Raw genomic sequence first — 13,711 nt, forward strand, 5'->3', positions numbered from 1 at the left:
GTTTCGAGATGAATGATTGGTTCTATAACCGAAGTAGAACGTCCGACGGCAGCGAGGTCGATTCTTTGACTTTGTCCGGTTTTGGTGGTTTACTTCCTGTGGGCAGTATAAGCGGCAGTGGATAACTCCTACCCTTCAATAATATCTATAGGGAGGTTGTAGTGCGAATTGCGTCACTTCGCCGTCCTCGGGGAAGCGGATTTCATGGAATCCTTCCATCCACCGGTTCTCTAGCCGAATAAGAGCATATGAATCAACTTCTCGGCTATGTGATTGCGACCACTATCGTTTTCCTATTCATACTTGGCTTTGCGAGGCTGATGAATGACCTCCTCTCCACCGTTGGTGTTCTTAAGAATACGATTGGACGTGTTGCTGCCAATCTTCTCGGTGGTATGGTCGGATTTGCGTTCGGAATAACTGCCGTCAATCTTCTCTCAATCTCGATCCTCTAAACTCACGATCTCTCTTAGTGTATTGGAGGCATCTGTCTGTGTGACCACGTCTGTTTATAATGATTCGCAGGAGTCTTCATACATCCTAATGCAGCAGTTTCATGACTAGTTGAAATTCCGATAGCCGATTCAGAGTGTGTATCGGTCACCACTATAACTGATTGTTGTCGCCTCAATGACGCAAATAATAGAATGAAATAACAATCATGAGAAGTGTAATGATTCCTGCAAATATATAGAATAAAATCCCCCACCCAGACAATAATAGATGTGTCAAAGCAATACCAAGAATCATTGAACATATTACAATTAGAATATTTAATTGTTGGTTAAACGAGTCACTCATACTTCTTCATATGATGTTTATCATTTAAATCTAATGAAATAGCATGCTTGTTATGAGATACGCTCCCTGTATCTCGCACGACGTTTTTGACAGCCACTGGTGAGTAAAGAGAACCAGTGGCCGAATTCTCTCGCTAATCCCTATTAGTGCAATATGGAGCAGTGCGAAAAAGAGATATCGACCATTTCACCTTCATGTGCATGTGAATTCGGTTTATTGTCTCCTGAAACCATAACTGGAAGTGAAATTGGTCGATCGCCGTCCCCAGAGAGCAGATCACGTTCGTTCGCACCACAAAAAAAGCACCAAATCGGCGATTTACTCGGGTGACACCCTCCGATAGCGTCGAAGATCAGAACCGCGTCGTCCGCCCCGCCGCGCTCCACGCGTCCGTGGGCGCGTTCATCGGGACACGCACATCACGGTTCTGCAATCCGGACATCCGTCCGGCGAACTGCCAGCGCTCGCCGTCCCAATCCGGTTCCTCGTTCTCCGCTGCCGCAGCGGCCGCTTCCCGTTCGCGGAGGATGACGTTGATGGCCGCCATGATCGCGGCGGCTTCCTCCTCGGAGGCGTCCGGCGGAATCGAGAGGGAGATGTCCTCAGAGTGGGATATTTCCATGTTTCTTTTCCGGCTGTGATTTGCGCTTGCTCATCAGCATGTCGAGGTCGTCGATGAGTCGCGGGCGGGTCTCCTGCGGTTCGATGACGTCGTCCACGAAGCCGCGGTCGGCGGCCGTGTACGGGTTGGCGAACTGCTCGCGGTACTCCTCGATGAGTTCGTCGCGGCGCGCCTCGGGGTCGTCGGCCTCTTCGAGTTCCGAACTGTAGAGGACGTTGACCGCACCCTGCGGGCCCATCACCGCGATTTCGGAGGTCGGCCAGGCGTAGTTCACGTCCGCGCCGATGTGCTTGCTTGCCATCACGTCGTACGCGCCACCGTACGCTTTGCGAGTGATGACGGTCATGAGCGGCACCGTCGCCTCGGAGTAGGCGTACAGCAGTTTCGCACCGTGGCGGATGATGCCGCCGTGCTCCTGGTCCGTGCCGGGCATGAACCCGGGCACGTCCACGAACGTCACGATGGGGATGTTGAACGAATCACAGAAGCGGACGAACCGCGAGCCTTTCTCCGAGGATTCGATGTCGAGAGTTCCGGCGTTGACGCGGGGCTGGTTCGCCACGATGCCGACCGAGCGCCCGTCGAGGCGGCCGAAGCCCACGACGAGGTTCTTCGCGTAGCCTTCCTGCACCTCGAAGAAGGAATCCTCGTCCACGACGCCGTCGATGACGCGCGTGATGTCGTACGGTTTGCGCGGTTGGTCGGGCACGACGGATTTCAGTTCCTCGTCGCGGCGCTCCGGGTCGTCCCACGGGTCGAAGCGCGGCGGGTCCTCGACGTTGTTCTGCGGGAGATACGAGAGCAGACGGCGGATGTCGTCCAGTGCTTCCTCCTCGCTGTTCTCGGCGAAGTGGGCGACCCCGCTCTTGTCGGTGTGGGTCGTCGCGCCGCCAAGTTCCTCGAAGGTGACTTCCTCGCCCGTGACCGTCTCGATGACGTCCGGGCCGGTGATGAACATGTGGCTCGTGTCCTTCACCATGAAGATGAAGTCGGTGATGGCGGGCGAGTACACCGCGCCGCCCGCACACGGACCCATGATGGCCGATATTTGGGGCACGACGCCCGAGGCCTGCTGATTGCGGTGGAAGATGTCCGCGTAGCCAGCCAAGGATTCGACACCTTCCTGAATCCGCGCACCGGCGGAATCGTTCAGGCCGATGATTGGCGCGCCGACTTCCATCGCCTTGTCCATGACTTTCGTCACTTTCTGGGCGAACACTTCGCCGAGCGAGCCACCGAAGACGGTGAAGTCGTGGGCAAAGACGAACACCTTTCGGCCGTTGACCTCGCCGTAACCCGTCACGACGCCGTCGCCGGGGACCTGTTTTTCCTCCATGCCGAAGTTGTGGTTTCGGTGGGTTCGCAGTTGGTCGAACTCGTTGAAGGTGTCGTCGTCGAGGAAGTAGTCGATGCGCTCGCGCGCCGTCATCTTCCCCCGCTCGTGCTGCTTCTCGATGCGCTCTTCACCGCCGCCCTGCTCCGCCTCGCGGCGTTTTTCGCGTAGTTCGTCGATGCGCTCGTCCATCGTCATCGCTGAACACCCGGACGCATTGTCATTGCGGAATTGCAGTACCAGCGGGCGCAAAAGGTTTCCGTACTGTGTCGGGAAAGGCTTCGTCAGCCTGACAGCAACGAGTAGAGGTTCAGCCCAAGCGTGACGAGCAAGAACAGCGGCAGAATCGTCCTGACGCCCCACAGCCACGGCGTTCCGAGCGACCGCGCGATCCCGCCCGCGCCGGAGTCGAACTCCGCGAGGGCGTTCTTGCCGAGGACCCACCCTGTGAAGACGAGGAATCCGGCGAGTCCGGCCGTCAGCATCAGATCGACCAGCGTTCCCGCGACGAAGGTGAACACGGACGGGGTGAGCGCACAGACCGCACCCGTGACGAGCACCAGCGCGGTGAGGCCGAGCGTCGCGCTCCGCCGGGAGACGTCCTGTTCGTCCACGAGATACGCGACGGGAATTTCGAGCATGCTGATGGAACTCGACAGGGCGGCGAACAGAATGGCGGCGAAGAAGCCGACGGCGACGACCTCACCGTACGGCATCTCCCGAAACGCTCCGGCGACGCCCATGAAAATCGCGCCGGACTCGCCGCCTCTCGTGACTTCCGTGAGACCGCCTTGAAACGCGAACAGGAGCGGAAAGACGACGAGTCCTGCGAGGACACCGACCGCGGTGTTCAGCACGGCGATAACGCTCCCGTCGAACGGGAGGCTGTTGTCCTCTCCCAGATACGAGGCGTAGGTGATCATCGTCCCGACGCCGAGCGAGAGCGTGAACAGCGCCTGTCCGGCCGCGGCGCGGAGCATCCCGATGGGGTCGTTCTTGATCGGTGCCGGGTCGAAGTGGAGGTAGAACGACAATCCCGCTCCCGCGCCGGGTCGGGTGATCGCCCATCCGGCGAGCACCGCGAGCAGAACGACGATGACCGGCATCATCACCTTCGTCGCGGCCTCGATGCCGCGGCGGACCCCGCCGAGGACGACCAGTGCGGTCAGCGCGAGGAACGCGACTTGGAACGCGACGGCTTCCCAGCCGAAGCTGATGGTGCCGAAGTATCCGCTCGGGTCGGCGAAGTACGACCCCGAAAAGCTGGCGACGAAGTAACGAACGATCCACCCGCCGACGACGCTGTAGAACGACAAGAGGATGAGCGCCGTGAGGACGCCGAACAGGCCGACGTACCCCCACGATTTGGTTCCGGGTGCGAGGCGGGCCAGCGCCCCGGCCGGGTTTCGGTTCGAGCGGCGACCGATGACGAACTCCGCGAGGAGTCCGGGGACGCCGACGAGCAACACGATACAGAGGTAGACCACGAGAAACGCGCTTCCGCCGTATTCGGCCGTCATCCACGGAAAGCGCCAGACGTTGCCGAGGCCGACCGCGCTCCCCACCGCCGCGAGGATGAAGCCGACCCGACTCGCCCACGATTCACGTACCATTGCTATGCACTCGCTTGCCCAGGGGATATGAGACTTTCGAGGTTAGAAACCATCAAAATGCTATTAACACACGCGATGGGGCATCAGAAATCGATTTTCAGATTCGAATGGACATGAAATCAGGACTGTTGTCTACGGTTCGTCGATTTTACTCGTCGCTGTTTAAGTACTCGACAAAAAAGAATCAGTGCCGGTGCCGGACGACGCTCAGAAGAACGACATCAGGCTCAGTGCGAGCGTTCCGATGACGGCGATGAGCACGACCACTCGGAGGTGCGTGAGCCAAATCGTGCCGATGTTGCCGCGGGTCTTACCGAGGCCACGTCGGAGTTCTTGAACCGCTCCCGCGCTGTACACCCATCCGACGAAGATGACGGTCAGCACGACGCCGAGGGGGAGGAGGAGGTTCGACGCGATATTGTCGAACATGGTGAACGTGTCGAGACTCAGCGCCGACGGGACACCGAGGGCGAACACGATGACGCCGACGATGACTGTGATGACCGGCCGACTGAGCGAGTAGTTATCCACGAAGTACGAGACGACCACTTCGAGGAGGCTAATCGCCGACGAAAGCGCCGCGATGAGCAGGATGACGAAGAACACGAGACCGACTATCTTCCCCGCCGGTAGTTTCGCGAACGCCTTTGCGAGGGTGATGAACACCGCACCCGCGCCGGCCTCACCGGGGTCGATGCTCTGTGCGAACAGGAGCGGGAAGACGACGAATCCGGCGAGAACGCCGATGAAGGAGTTCAAGCCGACGATGCTGAGTCCGTCGGTGAGAAGGTTGTCGTCACCGTCCAAGTAGGACGCGTACGTCACCATCGCCCCCATCCCGAGCGAGAGCGAGAACAACGCCTGTCCCACGGCGGCGGGGATGATGGACTGGTAATTGTCCACGATGACGCCGAAGTCAGGGGAGAGGAAGTAGTCGTAGCCCGCTGCAGCGCCGTCGAGGGTGAACGCCCACAGGGCGAGTCCGACCATCAGGATGGCGATGGACGGAACCATGATTTTTGTCCCCATCTCGATGCCTTTCTCGACACCCAGCGCGACGATAACCACGACGAGTACCATGAACACGAAGTGGAACAGTATCGTTCCAGTACCCGCCGAAATCTGTCCGAAGTACTGGGAGGGGTCGCCGAAGTACGCGCCGGTCCAACTCCCGAGGATGTACTGGATGACCCATCCACCGACGACGCTGTAGTACGACAGAATCCAGAACCCAGTGAACAGGCCGAGGAGTCCGATGATTCCTGCGACTGGCCCACCGAGGTTTCTGAACGCGTCCACGATGTTCTTCTTGGTCTCGCGCCCGATGACGAACTCCGCGAGGATGGCGGGCAGTCCGATGAGAACCGCCGCGACGAGGTAGACCACGAGGAAGGCCGCCCCGCCGTTCTGTGCAGACATATACGGGAATCGCCAAATGTTGCCGAGTCCAACGGCGCTTCCGACAGCAGCCAGAATGAACCCCATTCGGGATGTCCACGTTTCTCGTTGTGACATGTGTATGCCTGCCATTCTTAACTGATGCGTATAAACTGCACGATGTCAATTAATCACCCGAATAAATGATTATCTCATATTATATTCGTGTAAGAAAATGACTCGTCAATCCACCAAACAGCCGAATCCGAAATCAAAGCGGCGTGATATCGTACCACTGAGAGACTAATTGACACCGAAAAACCTCAAACGTAATGATGTTTTCGGGGTCGGATCAGGCTTCGCCGTACACCGGAACCGCCGCCCCACTGGTCACGCTCGTGGCGTCGCTACAGAGCACACACATCACGGAAGCGATATCTTCTGGGGAAACCCACTCGTCGTGGTTGGCGTCGGGCATCATCTCCCGGTTCGCGGGCGTGTCGATGACGCTCGGCATCACGGCGTTCGCTCGAACCACACCTGAATTCTCCTCGGCGATCGTCTCGGTGAGCAGTCTGACACCCGCTTTGGACGCCCGATACGGTCCGTCCCCTTCCCCGCCTTCGAGCGACGCTCGGGCGCTGACGCTGACGATCGCGCCCTCGCTCTCCTGGAGATGCGGTAGCGCGTGTTTGGCCGCCAGGAACATCGTCTTCAGGTTCACGTCGAACAGCAGGTCGAACGTCCCCACGTCCGTCTCCTCGATGGGTGACCCACCCTTCCACGTTCCCGCGATGTTGATGAGCGCGTCGAGACCGCCGTGGTCGTCGACGACGTCCGAAACGACGGTTTCGACGGCCGATTCGTCGGTGAAGTCGGCCTCGTAGAAATCGACTCGCTCGCCGTCGAGTGGGGAATCCTCGTCCGGTTCGACCACGTCGGTCGCACACACCGTCGCCCCGGCGTCCGCGAACGCGGCACAGACCGCGCTTCCGAGCGCGCCGCTCGCACCCGTGATCAGGACGACATCGTCGCTGAAGTCGAAACTCACGTCCATGGACCGGTACACAGCGTGAACGCTGAAAACACACACGGCCGTTCAAACCCCGTCGTACGCTCCCAATCGCGTTCCGTCCAACAGGTACGCCTCGCCGTCCGAGAGTCCGTCGGGCAGGAACGGCGCGAGGAATCCCTGGCCCGCGACGTTCACCCACGTCCCACCCGTCAGGTCGTTGAACGCGGGAAAGACGACGAGTTGGGCGTCGATGGAGAACTCTCCGTCGTACCGTTCCACGAACGGCTCCGGATTCACGCGGCCGCGCAACCAGACGCGTTCGATTCGGCTGCCGCCGACCGAGTCCTCCAATCGCACGCAGGGATGTTCGTGACCGACGCAGACCACGTCCGCCGAGAGCACGTCCTCGCTCGGCCACGTGTGGCCGTGGACGAATCCCACGTCCCCGAGTCGGACCCCGTCGCCCGGCGTCACCGCACAGTCGACCCACGACTCGATATCCCCGTCGTGATTCCCCTTCACCAGCGTCACCGGCTGATCGATGGATTCCAGCAGCACCTCGATTTCGCCGCGCTCGGCCCCACCCGGCCCGGCGATGGAGTGCATGAAGTCGCCGAGGACGACGACCCTATCCGGGTCGGTTCGCCGGACGAGCGACGCCATTCGCTCGCGGCGCTCGTCCGCACGGCTGTCGAGGTTGATCCCCTGCTCGTAGCGGAGTCCGTCCTCGATTCCGGCGTGGTAATCCGCCACCACGAGCGCCCGTTCGTCGCCGAGCGTCGCAGTTGCGGCCGGTTCGCCGGGAACCGGTTCGACCAGCGCCATCAGATGGGTTTCAGGGTGTCCTCGCCGGATTCGTAACACCGTCCAGCCATCAGCGCGTCCTGCAACGCATCCTCGACCTCGGCGGGCGTCGTGTCGTAGGAGTTCACGACGTTCGCCATGAGGCGTTCGCTCTCGACGCCGTCGCCATCGTTCATGTCACGCATGACCTCCATCACGATGTTTTCGAGGTTCTCGGGCGTGGATTTCTCGCCATCCTCGTCCGCCGATTCGGGTTCGGACTCGGATTCGGATTCCGCCGCTTCGGATTCTGATTCCGCTCCTTCGGTCGGTGTCGGTTCCGGTTCGGTCGCTTCAGTCTGTTCGGGCTGTGCCGTCCCGGCCTCCGGCCCGGCCGCTTCTGCCGGTTCGGCGGCGGTGTCGGTGTCCGGTTCGGATTCCGATTCCGTCGCCATCTCCTGGGCCGGTTCCGGCGTTTCGATGTCGGCTTCACCGGCCGCGTCGACTTCCGCACCGCTGGTGAACTCCGTGCCGAACTCCTCCTCGATCTGTTCGCGTTCACCCTCGTCGAACTCGTACATCTCGCCGCTCACGTCCTCGCCCATCGGTTGGTCGTCGAAGTCGCCGAGGTCGTCCTCGGACGTTCCCGAATCGAAATCGCCGAGTTCGTCGGTGGAGTCGTCCGCGGATTCGCTCCCCGTGTCGAACTCCTCGACACCGGTTTCACCGACCGGTTCTCCCCCTGCCGGTTCCGAATCGGCCAATTCGGCGTCCGTCGGTTCCGGTTCGGCCGGTTCCTCGAACTCCTCCGGTTCGCGGGCTTGCGCTGGCGGCGTTTCGGGTTCCGGATCGGCGTCCGGAGCCGTGGTTTCCGTCGCCGATTCGGGTTCGGTCGCCGATTCGGGTTCGGTTGTGGTCTCGGACTCGGACACCGTTCCAGCGTCGAACTCCGACCCGGCTTCCGCCGTCGATTCGGTGTCCGCTGCCGGTTCCGAATCCACCACCGATTCGCCCTCTGCTGCCGGTTCCGACTCGAACGCCGATTCGGATTCGGCGGATTCGGTCGTCTCCGAGTTCGACGGTTCGGCGTCGAACTCGGTCGTTGGTTCCGTTTCCCTCCCGACTTCCGTCTCGACGTCGGGCGTTTCGAGCGACACGTCCACGTCGAGCGTCGCGTCGCCGGGGTCGTCCGGCGACGCGTCGACCGTACCGACCTCGTCCTGTTCGCCCGCGACGACGCGGGCCGCATCGAGCGCCACGTCCTGCAACTCGGCGAGGTACGGCGTCGACGTCCGATAGTGGTCGAGCGCCAGCGGAACACCGGCGGCGAGGCCGGTGTCCACGTCGGCGGCTTCGAGCGCCTGGCGCAGGTCCTCCCCGCGCTGGCCGGAGTCGAGCGCACCGGCGAACGTGCGAATCCGGTCGAGGGTCTGTTGTGCCGTTTGGACCGTCCAGCGGTCGCGTGTTTCGGCATCGACCGCGTTCATGCTCTCCGGTCGAATCGAGGTGTACACCAAGTCCGAATCCTCGGGCTGGAACGTCCGTGCCTTGCCCGTCACGGCGACGAACATCGGCGCTTCGGCGCGTTCGAGGAACGCGAGCGCGTCAGGCTGGTACTGGCCAGCGTAGACGACGAACCCGCCGGTCGGGTCCACGATTCGGGCGCGGAGCACCTCGTCGCCGACCTGCTCGATTTCGGTCAGCACCCCGACGACGAACAGGCGGTTGATTCGCGCCCCCGTCGGCGTGACGACGTAGTTCGGCGCGCGCTCCTCGTCGCTGTCGGAGTGTTCGAGCGATGACCCGTCGTACTCGGCGGCGAAGATTCTCCACGCGACTTCCCGGCGGCCGACGCCACCCTGCGAACTCATGCGTCCACCTCCGCGAGGAAGGCCTTCGCACGGTCGGCCGGGTTGTCGTCAGTCTCGGTGAACTCGGTCGCTTCGAGATTCGCGCCGTAGTCGTCCACCGAGAGGTTGCCCCGGACGCGGTACTCGTGGCCGACGATCTCCTCGCGGATGCTGTCCGCGACGACTTCCTGGTCCATCGCATCGCGGGCCGCTTGTCGGGCCTTTTCGAGACCGCCGCCGTACACTTCCGCGGTGAGGTCGGCGTCCAGAATCGCGGTGACGGTTCCCGTCCCGTCGTCCACGATGGCTTTCACACGTAGGTCGTCCTGCCCGTCGACCTGGCCGTGGCTTCGACACTGGCCCTTCTGCACCACGCGGCCGCACTCGGGACAGCGCTGGATGAGTCCCGACCCGTCGCGGACCGCGACGATGTTACCGAGGACTTCCACGTCGAACGCACCGCCGGTTTCGACCGCCTCGCGGACGGTCATGCGCGTCGCGCTGTCGTTCACGTCCACCTCGCGCGCGAGGGGTGAAACGGTCGTGAACTCCGAGAAGTTGATCGACGGCACGCCGCGGAACTCGCGGATGTAGACGTTGTCTACGCGAATCTCCGCACCCTCCGTCACTTCGTCGCGCGCTTCCCAGTCGGTGAACGGGAGTCGCGCCGACTCGTCGGCGACGATACCGCTCTTGATCTCGGTGTCGCCGTCGCGTCCGTCGATGACTTTGCTCTCGACTTCGAGAACCGTCACCTCCAGTGCGACGCCGCGGTCGCCGGGTCGGACCTCCGCCAACGTCGCGTCGCCGCCCACTTTGTAGGATACGTCGAGTTCGCCCCCCTCGCGTGCGATGTTGGTGCTGTCCCCGAGGTTGAGTTCGGGGTTACCCTCCCATTCTCGCACGCCCGCGTTGCCCGCGGTGATGACCTCACCCGGACTGAGGCTGAAGTCGTTCCACGCCGTGTAGGAAATCTTCCCGGTTTCGTCGGCCAGTTCCCCCTCGAAAATCGTCTGCTCGTTGCCCTGATAGCGGATCGAGCGCTGGCCGACGGTGAGCACCTTCGCGGTGATCGTGACGTTGCCCATGTCCGTCGTCACGTCGGCGATATCGGCCGTCGAGGGCGAGGAACTGCTCGAACTGCCGTCGCCGTACTTTCGTCGAAGGCTCTGTTTGGCTTCGTCTACCGGCACACTGTACTCGATGAGGTTCTGCAGGTCTGCTTTGACCTCCTCTTTGTCAACACCGAGGTCGGAGGCGAGCGCCTCGGCATGGTCGTCAACGTTCATCACCCGAAGTTGGGACGGGATGGATTAAAAGTGTTCGTCGTCGCTAGAAGTGTGAGCGGGAATGGAGGTGGAATCGAAATCGACCGAAATCCGCTATCGCCCGGCAAATCCCCACGCGAAGACCAACCCGATCAGCATGACTGGAACGCTTCCGTACGCTAGTATCGGGTCGAGTGCGGTGCTACTGTACGAACCCAGAATTCCACCGAAAACGAGGAGATATATCGAAACGAGGAGGATACCGATGCCACCGAGTTGGCTCGATTTTGCTTCCATGTCTTGTTCGTGAAGGAACTGAAACAGTTTGGGAGATGAGTGTTTAGTTTCACATCTCAGACAGCAACGACGGCACCACGACCGTCTCGAACATTCTCACCCAAACCGAACTCATTCCGACAAAGCGACCGTTCCTCCTTCCGCGACACCGAAAGGGGTTTTCACCGGGCTAGCATACGATAATCCATGCACGTGGTCGTCAACGCCGCGATGAGCGCCGACGGAAAGCTCTCCTCCTGCCAGCGCGAGCAGGTCGCCATCAGCGGCGCGAACGACTTCAACCGGGTTGACGACCTTCGGGTGGAAAGCGACGCCATCGTGGTCGGCGTCGGGACCGTCCTCGCGGACGACCCCTCCCTGACCGCCGACGATGGAGCAAACCCGACACGCATCATCGCGGACTCGCGTGCGCGAACCCCGCTCGACGCGCAGGTGTTGGACGACAGGGCGGACACCCTCATTTTCGTCGCCGAAAGCGCACCGACTCGGAACGTCCGAGCACTGCGCGGGGCCGGGGCGGACGTCGTCGTCGCCGGAAACGGTCGCGTCTCGCTCCGCCGGGCGTTTTCCGAACTCGAATCGCGCGGCACCGAACAGGTCATGGTCGAGGGCGGCGGCGAACTCATCTTCTCGACCTTCGAGGCCGAACTGGTGAACGAACTCCGTCTCTACGTCGGGTCGCTGGTCATCGGCGGCCGGGACGCACCGACGCTCGCGGACGGTGAGGGCTTCGTGGAGAGAAAATCGTTTCCGGACCTCGAACTCGATTCGGTCGATACGATGGACGACGGCGTTCTACTTCGCTATCTCGTCTCCTAATCCGTCTCAGATCCACCCTTCCTGCGCGAGGAGTTCGCCGTTCAGCACGCTCGCACCGGCGGCGCCGCGAATCGTGTTGTGGGCGAGGCAGTTGTACTGGATGCCCGCCGGGGTCTCCTGCACGCCGCCGACCGCAACCTGCATGCCGCCGCCGAGGGTGCGGTCGAGGCGGGGTTGCGGGCGGTCGGGGTCCTCGAACACCTTGATGAGCGGGTCCGGCGCGCTCGGGAGGTCGAGCGTGGTGGCGTTTTCGAGGGCTTCCTCGGCGCTCGCCTTCGTTATCTCCTCGGTCGTCTCCGCCCACACGTTTTCGAGGTGGCCGTCTAGCGTCGGGACGCGATTACACGAGGCCGCCACGTCCACGTCGTGAAGCGAGATTTCGCTGCCGTCGAAGGTGCCGAGCAGTTTCTGTGGCTCGTCCACCATCTTCTCCTCCTCGCCGCCGATGTGCGGGATGACGTTGTCGATGATCTCCATCGACGTGACGCCGTCGTAGCCCGCGCCGGAGACGGCTTGCAGGGTGGAGACGTGCACGCGTTCGAGACCGAACGAATCGAGCGCGGCCAGGGTGGGCACCATCGTTATGGTCGAACAGTTCGGGTTCTTGACGAGCGCGCCGTCCCAGCCCCGTTCGTCGCGCTGGACTTCGATGAGGTCCAGATGCTCCGCGTTGACTTCCGGGATGACGAGCGGTACGTCCTCGGCCATTCGGTCGTTCGAGGAGTTCGAGGAGACGACGTATCCCGCCTCGGTGAACTTCGGTTCCACTTCGGCCGCGACGCCGGACGGGAGCGACGAAAAGAGGAGGTCCACATCGTCCGGGACGTCTCTCGGGTCGGTCGCGCGTACTTCGATGTCGCCGACATACTCCGGGATGGGCGAGTCGATTCGCCACTTCGCCGCTTCGCGGTAGAGTTTGCCCGCGCTGTCCTCGCTCGCGGTTATCGTCGTCAGTTCGAAGTCTGGATGACCGTCGAGGAGTTGAATGAATCGCTGTCCGACCGCTCCGGTTCCGCCGAGAATTCCGACGTTAACACTCATGTGGAACTCGATAGCAGGAGTGTGCAAGTAGCTTTCGACGGTGTCGGAGTTTGCCGTGAGACCGATTGCCGTCCATCGATTCTCACGGCGATACGTGTCTCATGTTTGAACACTATGCTCATATATCGGTTGAAGCCTCTGGGAGAGCATGGAGAGGGATGTTGTCACATGTCAGAGGTGCGGCCGTGCATATTCCGCCCGCGTTCGAGACGACGGCTCGTACGTCCTCCCGACGGACACGGGTACGTGTGAACGATGTGGAAGCGTCGAGTTCGATAGAGTCTCCAAGGAGATCGTCGAAAACGATTGAACCGCTCGGCTCCGCAGAATCGATGAACAGTGCGACAGCACTGAGAAAATTACTCTTTCTTGCGCGTGACGTAGCCGGCGATGCGGTTGCGGACGCCCTTCGAGCCGATGTTGGTCAGCTTTTCGACGCTGTCCTTGTTCTGGCTGAAGTCCTTCGTGAATGCGGTCGGATATCGCTCCAACAGGATGTTCCCTGTCTTCTTGACGTAGTCGGGTTTGATTGCCATACCGAACTCTTTCCGATAGCGGGCCTTAAAAGCATTCGTTCGCGTCGGCCGTGAGGAAGCTATCGGCGACCCCGGAACTATCGTCTGATTCGAAACCCGGATTCCCCGTTCGGGTCGTCGTACTCGACGCCACGCCGTCCACGTCCGCGGCCGGACTCCCCGTGTGACACCACTCGACCATCTCCTCGACCGTCGATTCGGGACCCTCGAAGACGGCTTCGACGCGCCCGTCGGAGAGGTTCTGCACCCAGCCGTCGATTCCCTTCGATTCCGCCGTGTCCCGGGTGTTCGCCCGATAGAAGACGCCCTGTACCTTACCGGAGACGAAGACGTGTGCACGAGTACGATCCGTCATA

Annotated in this window: 13 protein-coding genes and 1 pseudogene; 2 read left to right on the forward strand and 12 right to left on the reverse strand. The window is 61.4% G+C overall.

The features are described 5' to 3' along the window. The first annotated feature begins 248 nt into the window (after positions 1–248). A complete protein-coding gene (locus tag NKF26_RS06505; protein ID WP_253234105.1) occupies positions 249–455 on the forward strand; it encodes a hypothetical protein in 207 nt (68 codons plus the stop codon). Between the two features lie 698 nt (positions 456–1,153). On the opposite strand, the gene NKF26_RS06510 is transcribed toward NKF26_RS06505, so the two are convergent. The 9 genes from NKF26_RS06510 to NKF26_RS06550 all read right to left on the reverse strand — a co-directional run bounded on the left by NKF26_RS06510 (position 1,154) and on the right by NKF26_RS06550 (position 10,959). Further along, entirely contained in the window at positions 1,154–1,423 is a 270-nt protein-coding gene (locus NKF26_RS06510; protein ID WP_253226031.1) for an acc operon protein, read from the reverse strand. After that, the gene (locus NKF26_RS06515; protein WP_369682119.1) at positions 1,404–2,948 is read right to left on the reverse strand and encodes an acyl-CoA carboxylase subunit beta; all 1,545 of its coding nucleotides are present in this window, start codon (positions 2,946–2,948) and stop codon (positions 1,404–1,406) included. The genes NKF26_RS06510 and NKF26_RS06515 overlap by 20 nt, the downstream gene beginning before the upstream one ends. A gap of 92 nt (positions 2,949–3,040) precedes the next feature. Continuing rightward, a complete protein-coding gene (locus NKF26_RS06520) occupies positions 3,041–4,369 on the reverse strand; it encodes a sodium-dependent transporter (RefSeq protein ID WP_253226033.1) in 1,329 nt (442 codons plus the stop codon). Between the two features lie 207 nt (positions 4,370–4,576). After that, positions 4,577–5,884, reverse strand: a complete 1,308-nt coding sequence (locus NKF26_RS06525) for a sodium-dependent transporter (RefSeq protein WP_253226034.1) — start codon at positions 5,882–5,884, stop codon at positions 4,577–4,579. 214 nt (positions 5,885–6,098) lie between these two features. Then, positions 6,099–6,803, reverse strand: coding sequence for an SDR family oxidoreductase (locus NKF26_RS06530; protein ID WP_253234106.1), 705 nt, complete (start codon positions 6,801–6,803; stop codon positions 6,099–6,101). Positions 6,804–6,845: 42 nt separating this feature from the next. After that, positions 6,846–7,586 carry a metallophosphoesterase gene (locus tag NKF26_RS06535; protein WP_253226036.1) on the reverse strand — a complete coding sequence of 247 codons (741 nt, stop codon included), beginning with the start codon at positions 7,584–7,586 and terminating at the stop codon, positions 6,846–6,848. Then, the gene (locus NKF26_RS06540) at positions 7,586–9,415 is read right to left on the reverse strand and encodes a hypothetical protein (RefSeq protein ID WP_253234107.1); all 1,830 of its coding nucleotides are present in this window, start codon (positions 9,413–9,415) and stop codon (positions 7,586–7,588) included. Before NKF26_RS06540 ends, NKF26_RS06535 begins: the two co-directional genes overlap by 1 nt. Continuing rightward, positions 9,412–10,683 carry a Single-stranded DNA binding protein gene (locus NKF26_RS06545; RefSeq protein ID WP_253234108.1) on the reverse strand — a complete coding sequence of 424 codons (1,272 nt, stop codon included), beginning with the start codon at positions 10,681–10,683 and terminating at the stop codon, positions 9,412–9,414. Before NKF26_RS06545 ends, NKF26_RS06540 begins: the two co-directional genes overlap by 4 nt. Before the next feature lie 93 nt (positions 10,684–10,776). Next, positions 10,777–10,959, reverse strand: a complete 183-nt coding sequence (locus tag NKF26_RS06550) for a hypothetical protein (RefSeq protein WP_253226039.1) — start codon at positions 10,957–10,959, stop codon at positions 10,777–10,779. A 186-nt stretch (positions 10,960–11,145) separates the two neighbouring features. Between NKF26_RS06550 and NKF26_RS06555 the strand changes: the two genes are divergently transcribed. Next, positions 11,146–11,778 carry a 2,5-diamino-6-(ribosylamino)-4(3H)-pyrimidinone 5'-phosphate reductase gene (locus NKF26_RS06555; protein WP_253226040.1) on the forward strand — a complete coding sequence of 211 codons (633 nt, stop codon included), beginning with the start codon at positions 11,146–11,148 and terminating at the stop codon, positions 11,776–11,778. A gap of 6 nt (positions 11,779–11,784) precedes the next feature. On the opposite strand, the gene asd is transcribed toward NKF26_RS06555, so the two are convergent. The 3 genes and pseudogenes from asd to NKF26_RS06570 form a co-directional block, all read right to left on the reverse strand. Further along, positions 11,785–12,819, reverse strand: coding sequence for an aspartate-semialdehyde dehydrogenase (gene asd / locus NKF26_RS06560; RefSeq protein ID WP_253226041.1), 1,035 nt, complete (start codon positions 12,817–12,819; stop codon positions 11,785–11,787). 359 nt (positions 12,820–13,178) lie between these two features. Continuing rightward, entirely contained in the window at positions 13,179–13,355 is a 177-nt protein-coding gene (locus tag NKF26_RS06565) for a 30S ribosomal protein S17e (protein WP_253226042.1), read from the reverse strand. A 77-nt stretch (positions 13,356–13,432) separates the two neighbouring features. Continuing rightward, positions 13,433–13,710: pseudogene (locus NKF26_RS06570) on the reverse strand (acylphosphatase). Position 13,711 lies beyond the last annotated feature (1 nt).

The organism is Haladaptatus sp. AB618 (assembly GCF_024136965.1).
Lineage (GTDB): Archaea > Halobacteriota > Halobacteria > Halobacteriales > Haladaptataceae > Haladaptatus.

Coding starts and splice junctions, on each gene's coding strand:
- NKF26_RS06510 (WP_253226031.1), bottom strand. CDS start 1,423: ATGGAAATATCCCACTCTGAGGACATCTCCCTCTCGATTCCGCCGGAC.
- NKF26_RS06540 (WP_253234107.1), bottom strand. CDS start 9,415: ATGAGTTCGCAGGGTGGCGTCGGCCGCCGGGAAGTCGCGTGGAGAATC.
- NKF26_RS06550 (WP_253226039.1), bottom strand. CDS start 10,959: ATGGAAGCAAAATCGAGCCAACTCGGTGGCATCGGTATCCTCCTCGTT.
- NKF26_RS06525 (WP_253226034.1), bottom strand. CDS start 5,884: ATGTCACAACGAGAAACGTGGACATCCCGAATGGGGTTCATTCTGGCT.
- NKF26_RS06530 (WP_253234106.1), bottom strand. CDS start 6,803: ATGGACGTGAGTTTCGACTTCAGCGACGATGTCGTCCTGATCACGGGT.
- NKF26_RS06565 (WP_253226042.1), bottom strand. CDS start 13,355: ATGGCAATCAAACCCGACTACGTCAAGAAGACAGGGAACATCCTGTTG.
- NKF26_RS06535 (WP_253226036.1), bottom strand. CDS start 7,586: ATGGCGCTGGTCGAACCGGTTCCCGGCGAACCGGCCGCAACTGCGACG.
- NKF26_RS06545 (WP_253234108.1), bottom strand. CDS start 10,683: ATGAACGTTGACGACCATGCCGAGGCGCTCGCCTCCGACCTCGGTGTT.
- NKF26_RS06505 (WP_253234105.1), top strand. CDS start 249: ATGAATCAACTTCTCGGCTATGTGATTGCGACCACTATCGTTTTCCTA.
- NKF26_RS06555 (WP_253226040.1), top strand. CDS start 11,146: ATGCACGTGGTCGTCAACGCCGCGATGAGCGCCGACGGAAAGCTCTCC.
- NKF26_RS06515 (WP_369682119.1), bottom strand. CDS start 2,948: ATGGACGAGCGCATCGACGAACTACGCGAAAAACGCCGCGAGGCGGAG.
- NKF26_RS06520 (WP_253226033.1), bottom strand. CDS start 4,369: ATGGTACGTGAATCGTGGGCGAGTCGGGTCGGCTTCATCCTCGCGGCG.
- asd (WP_253226041.1), bottom strand. CDS start 12,819: ATGAGTGTTAACGTCGGAATTCTCGGCGGAACCGGAGCGGTCGGACAG.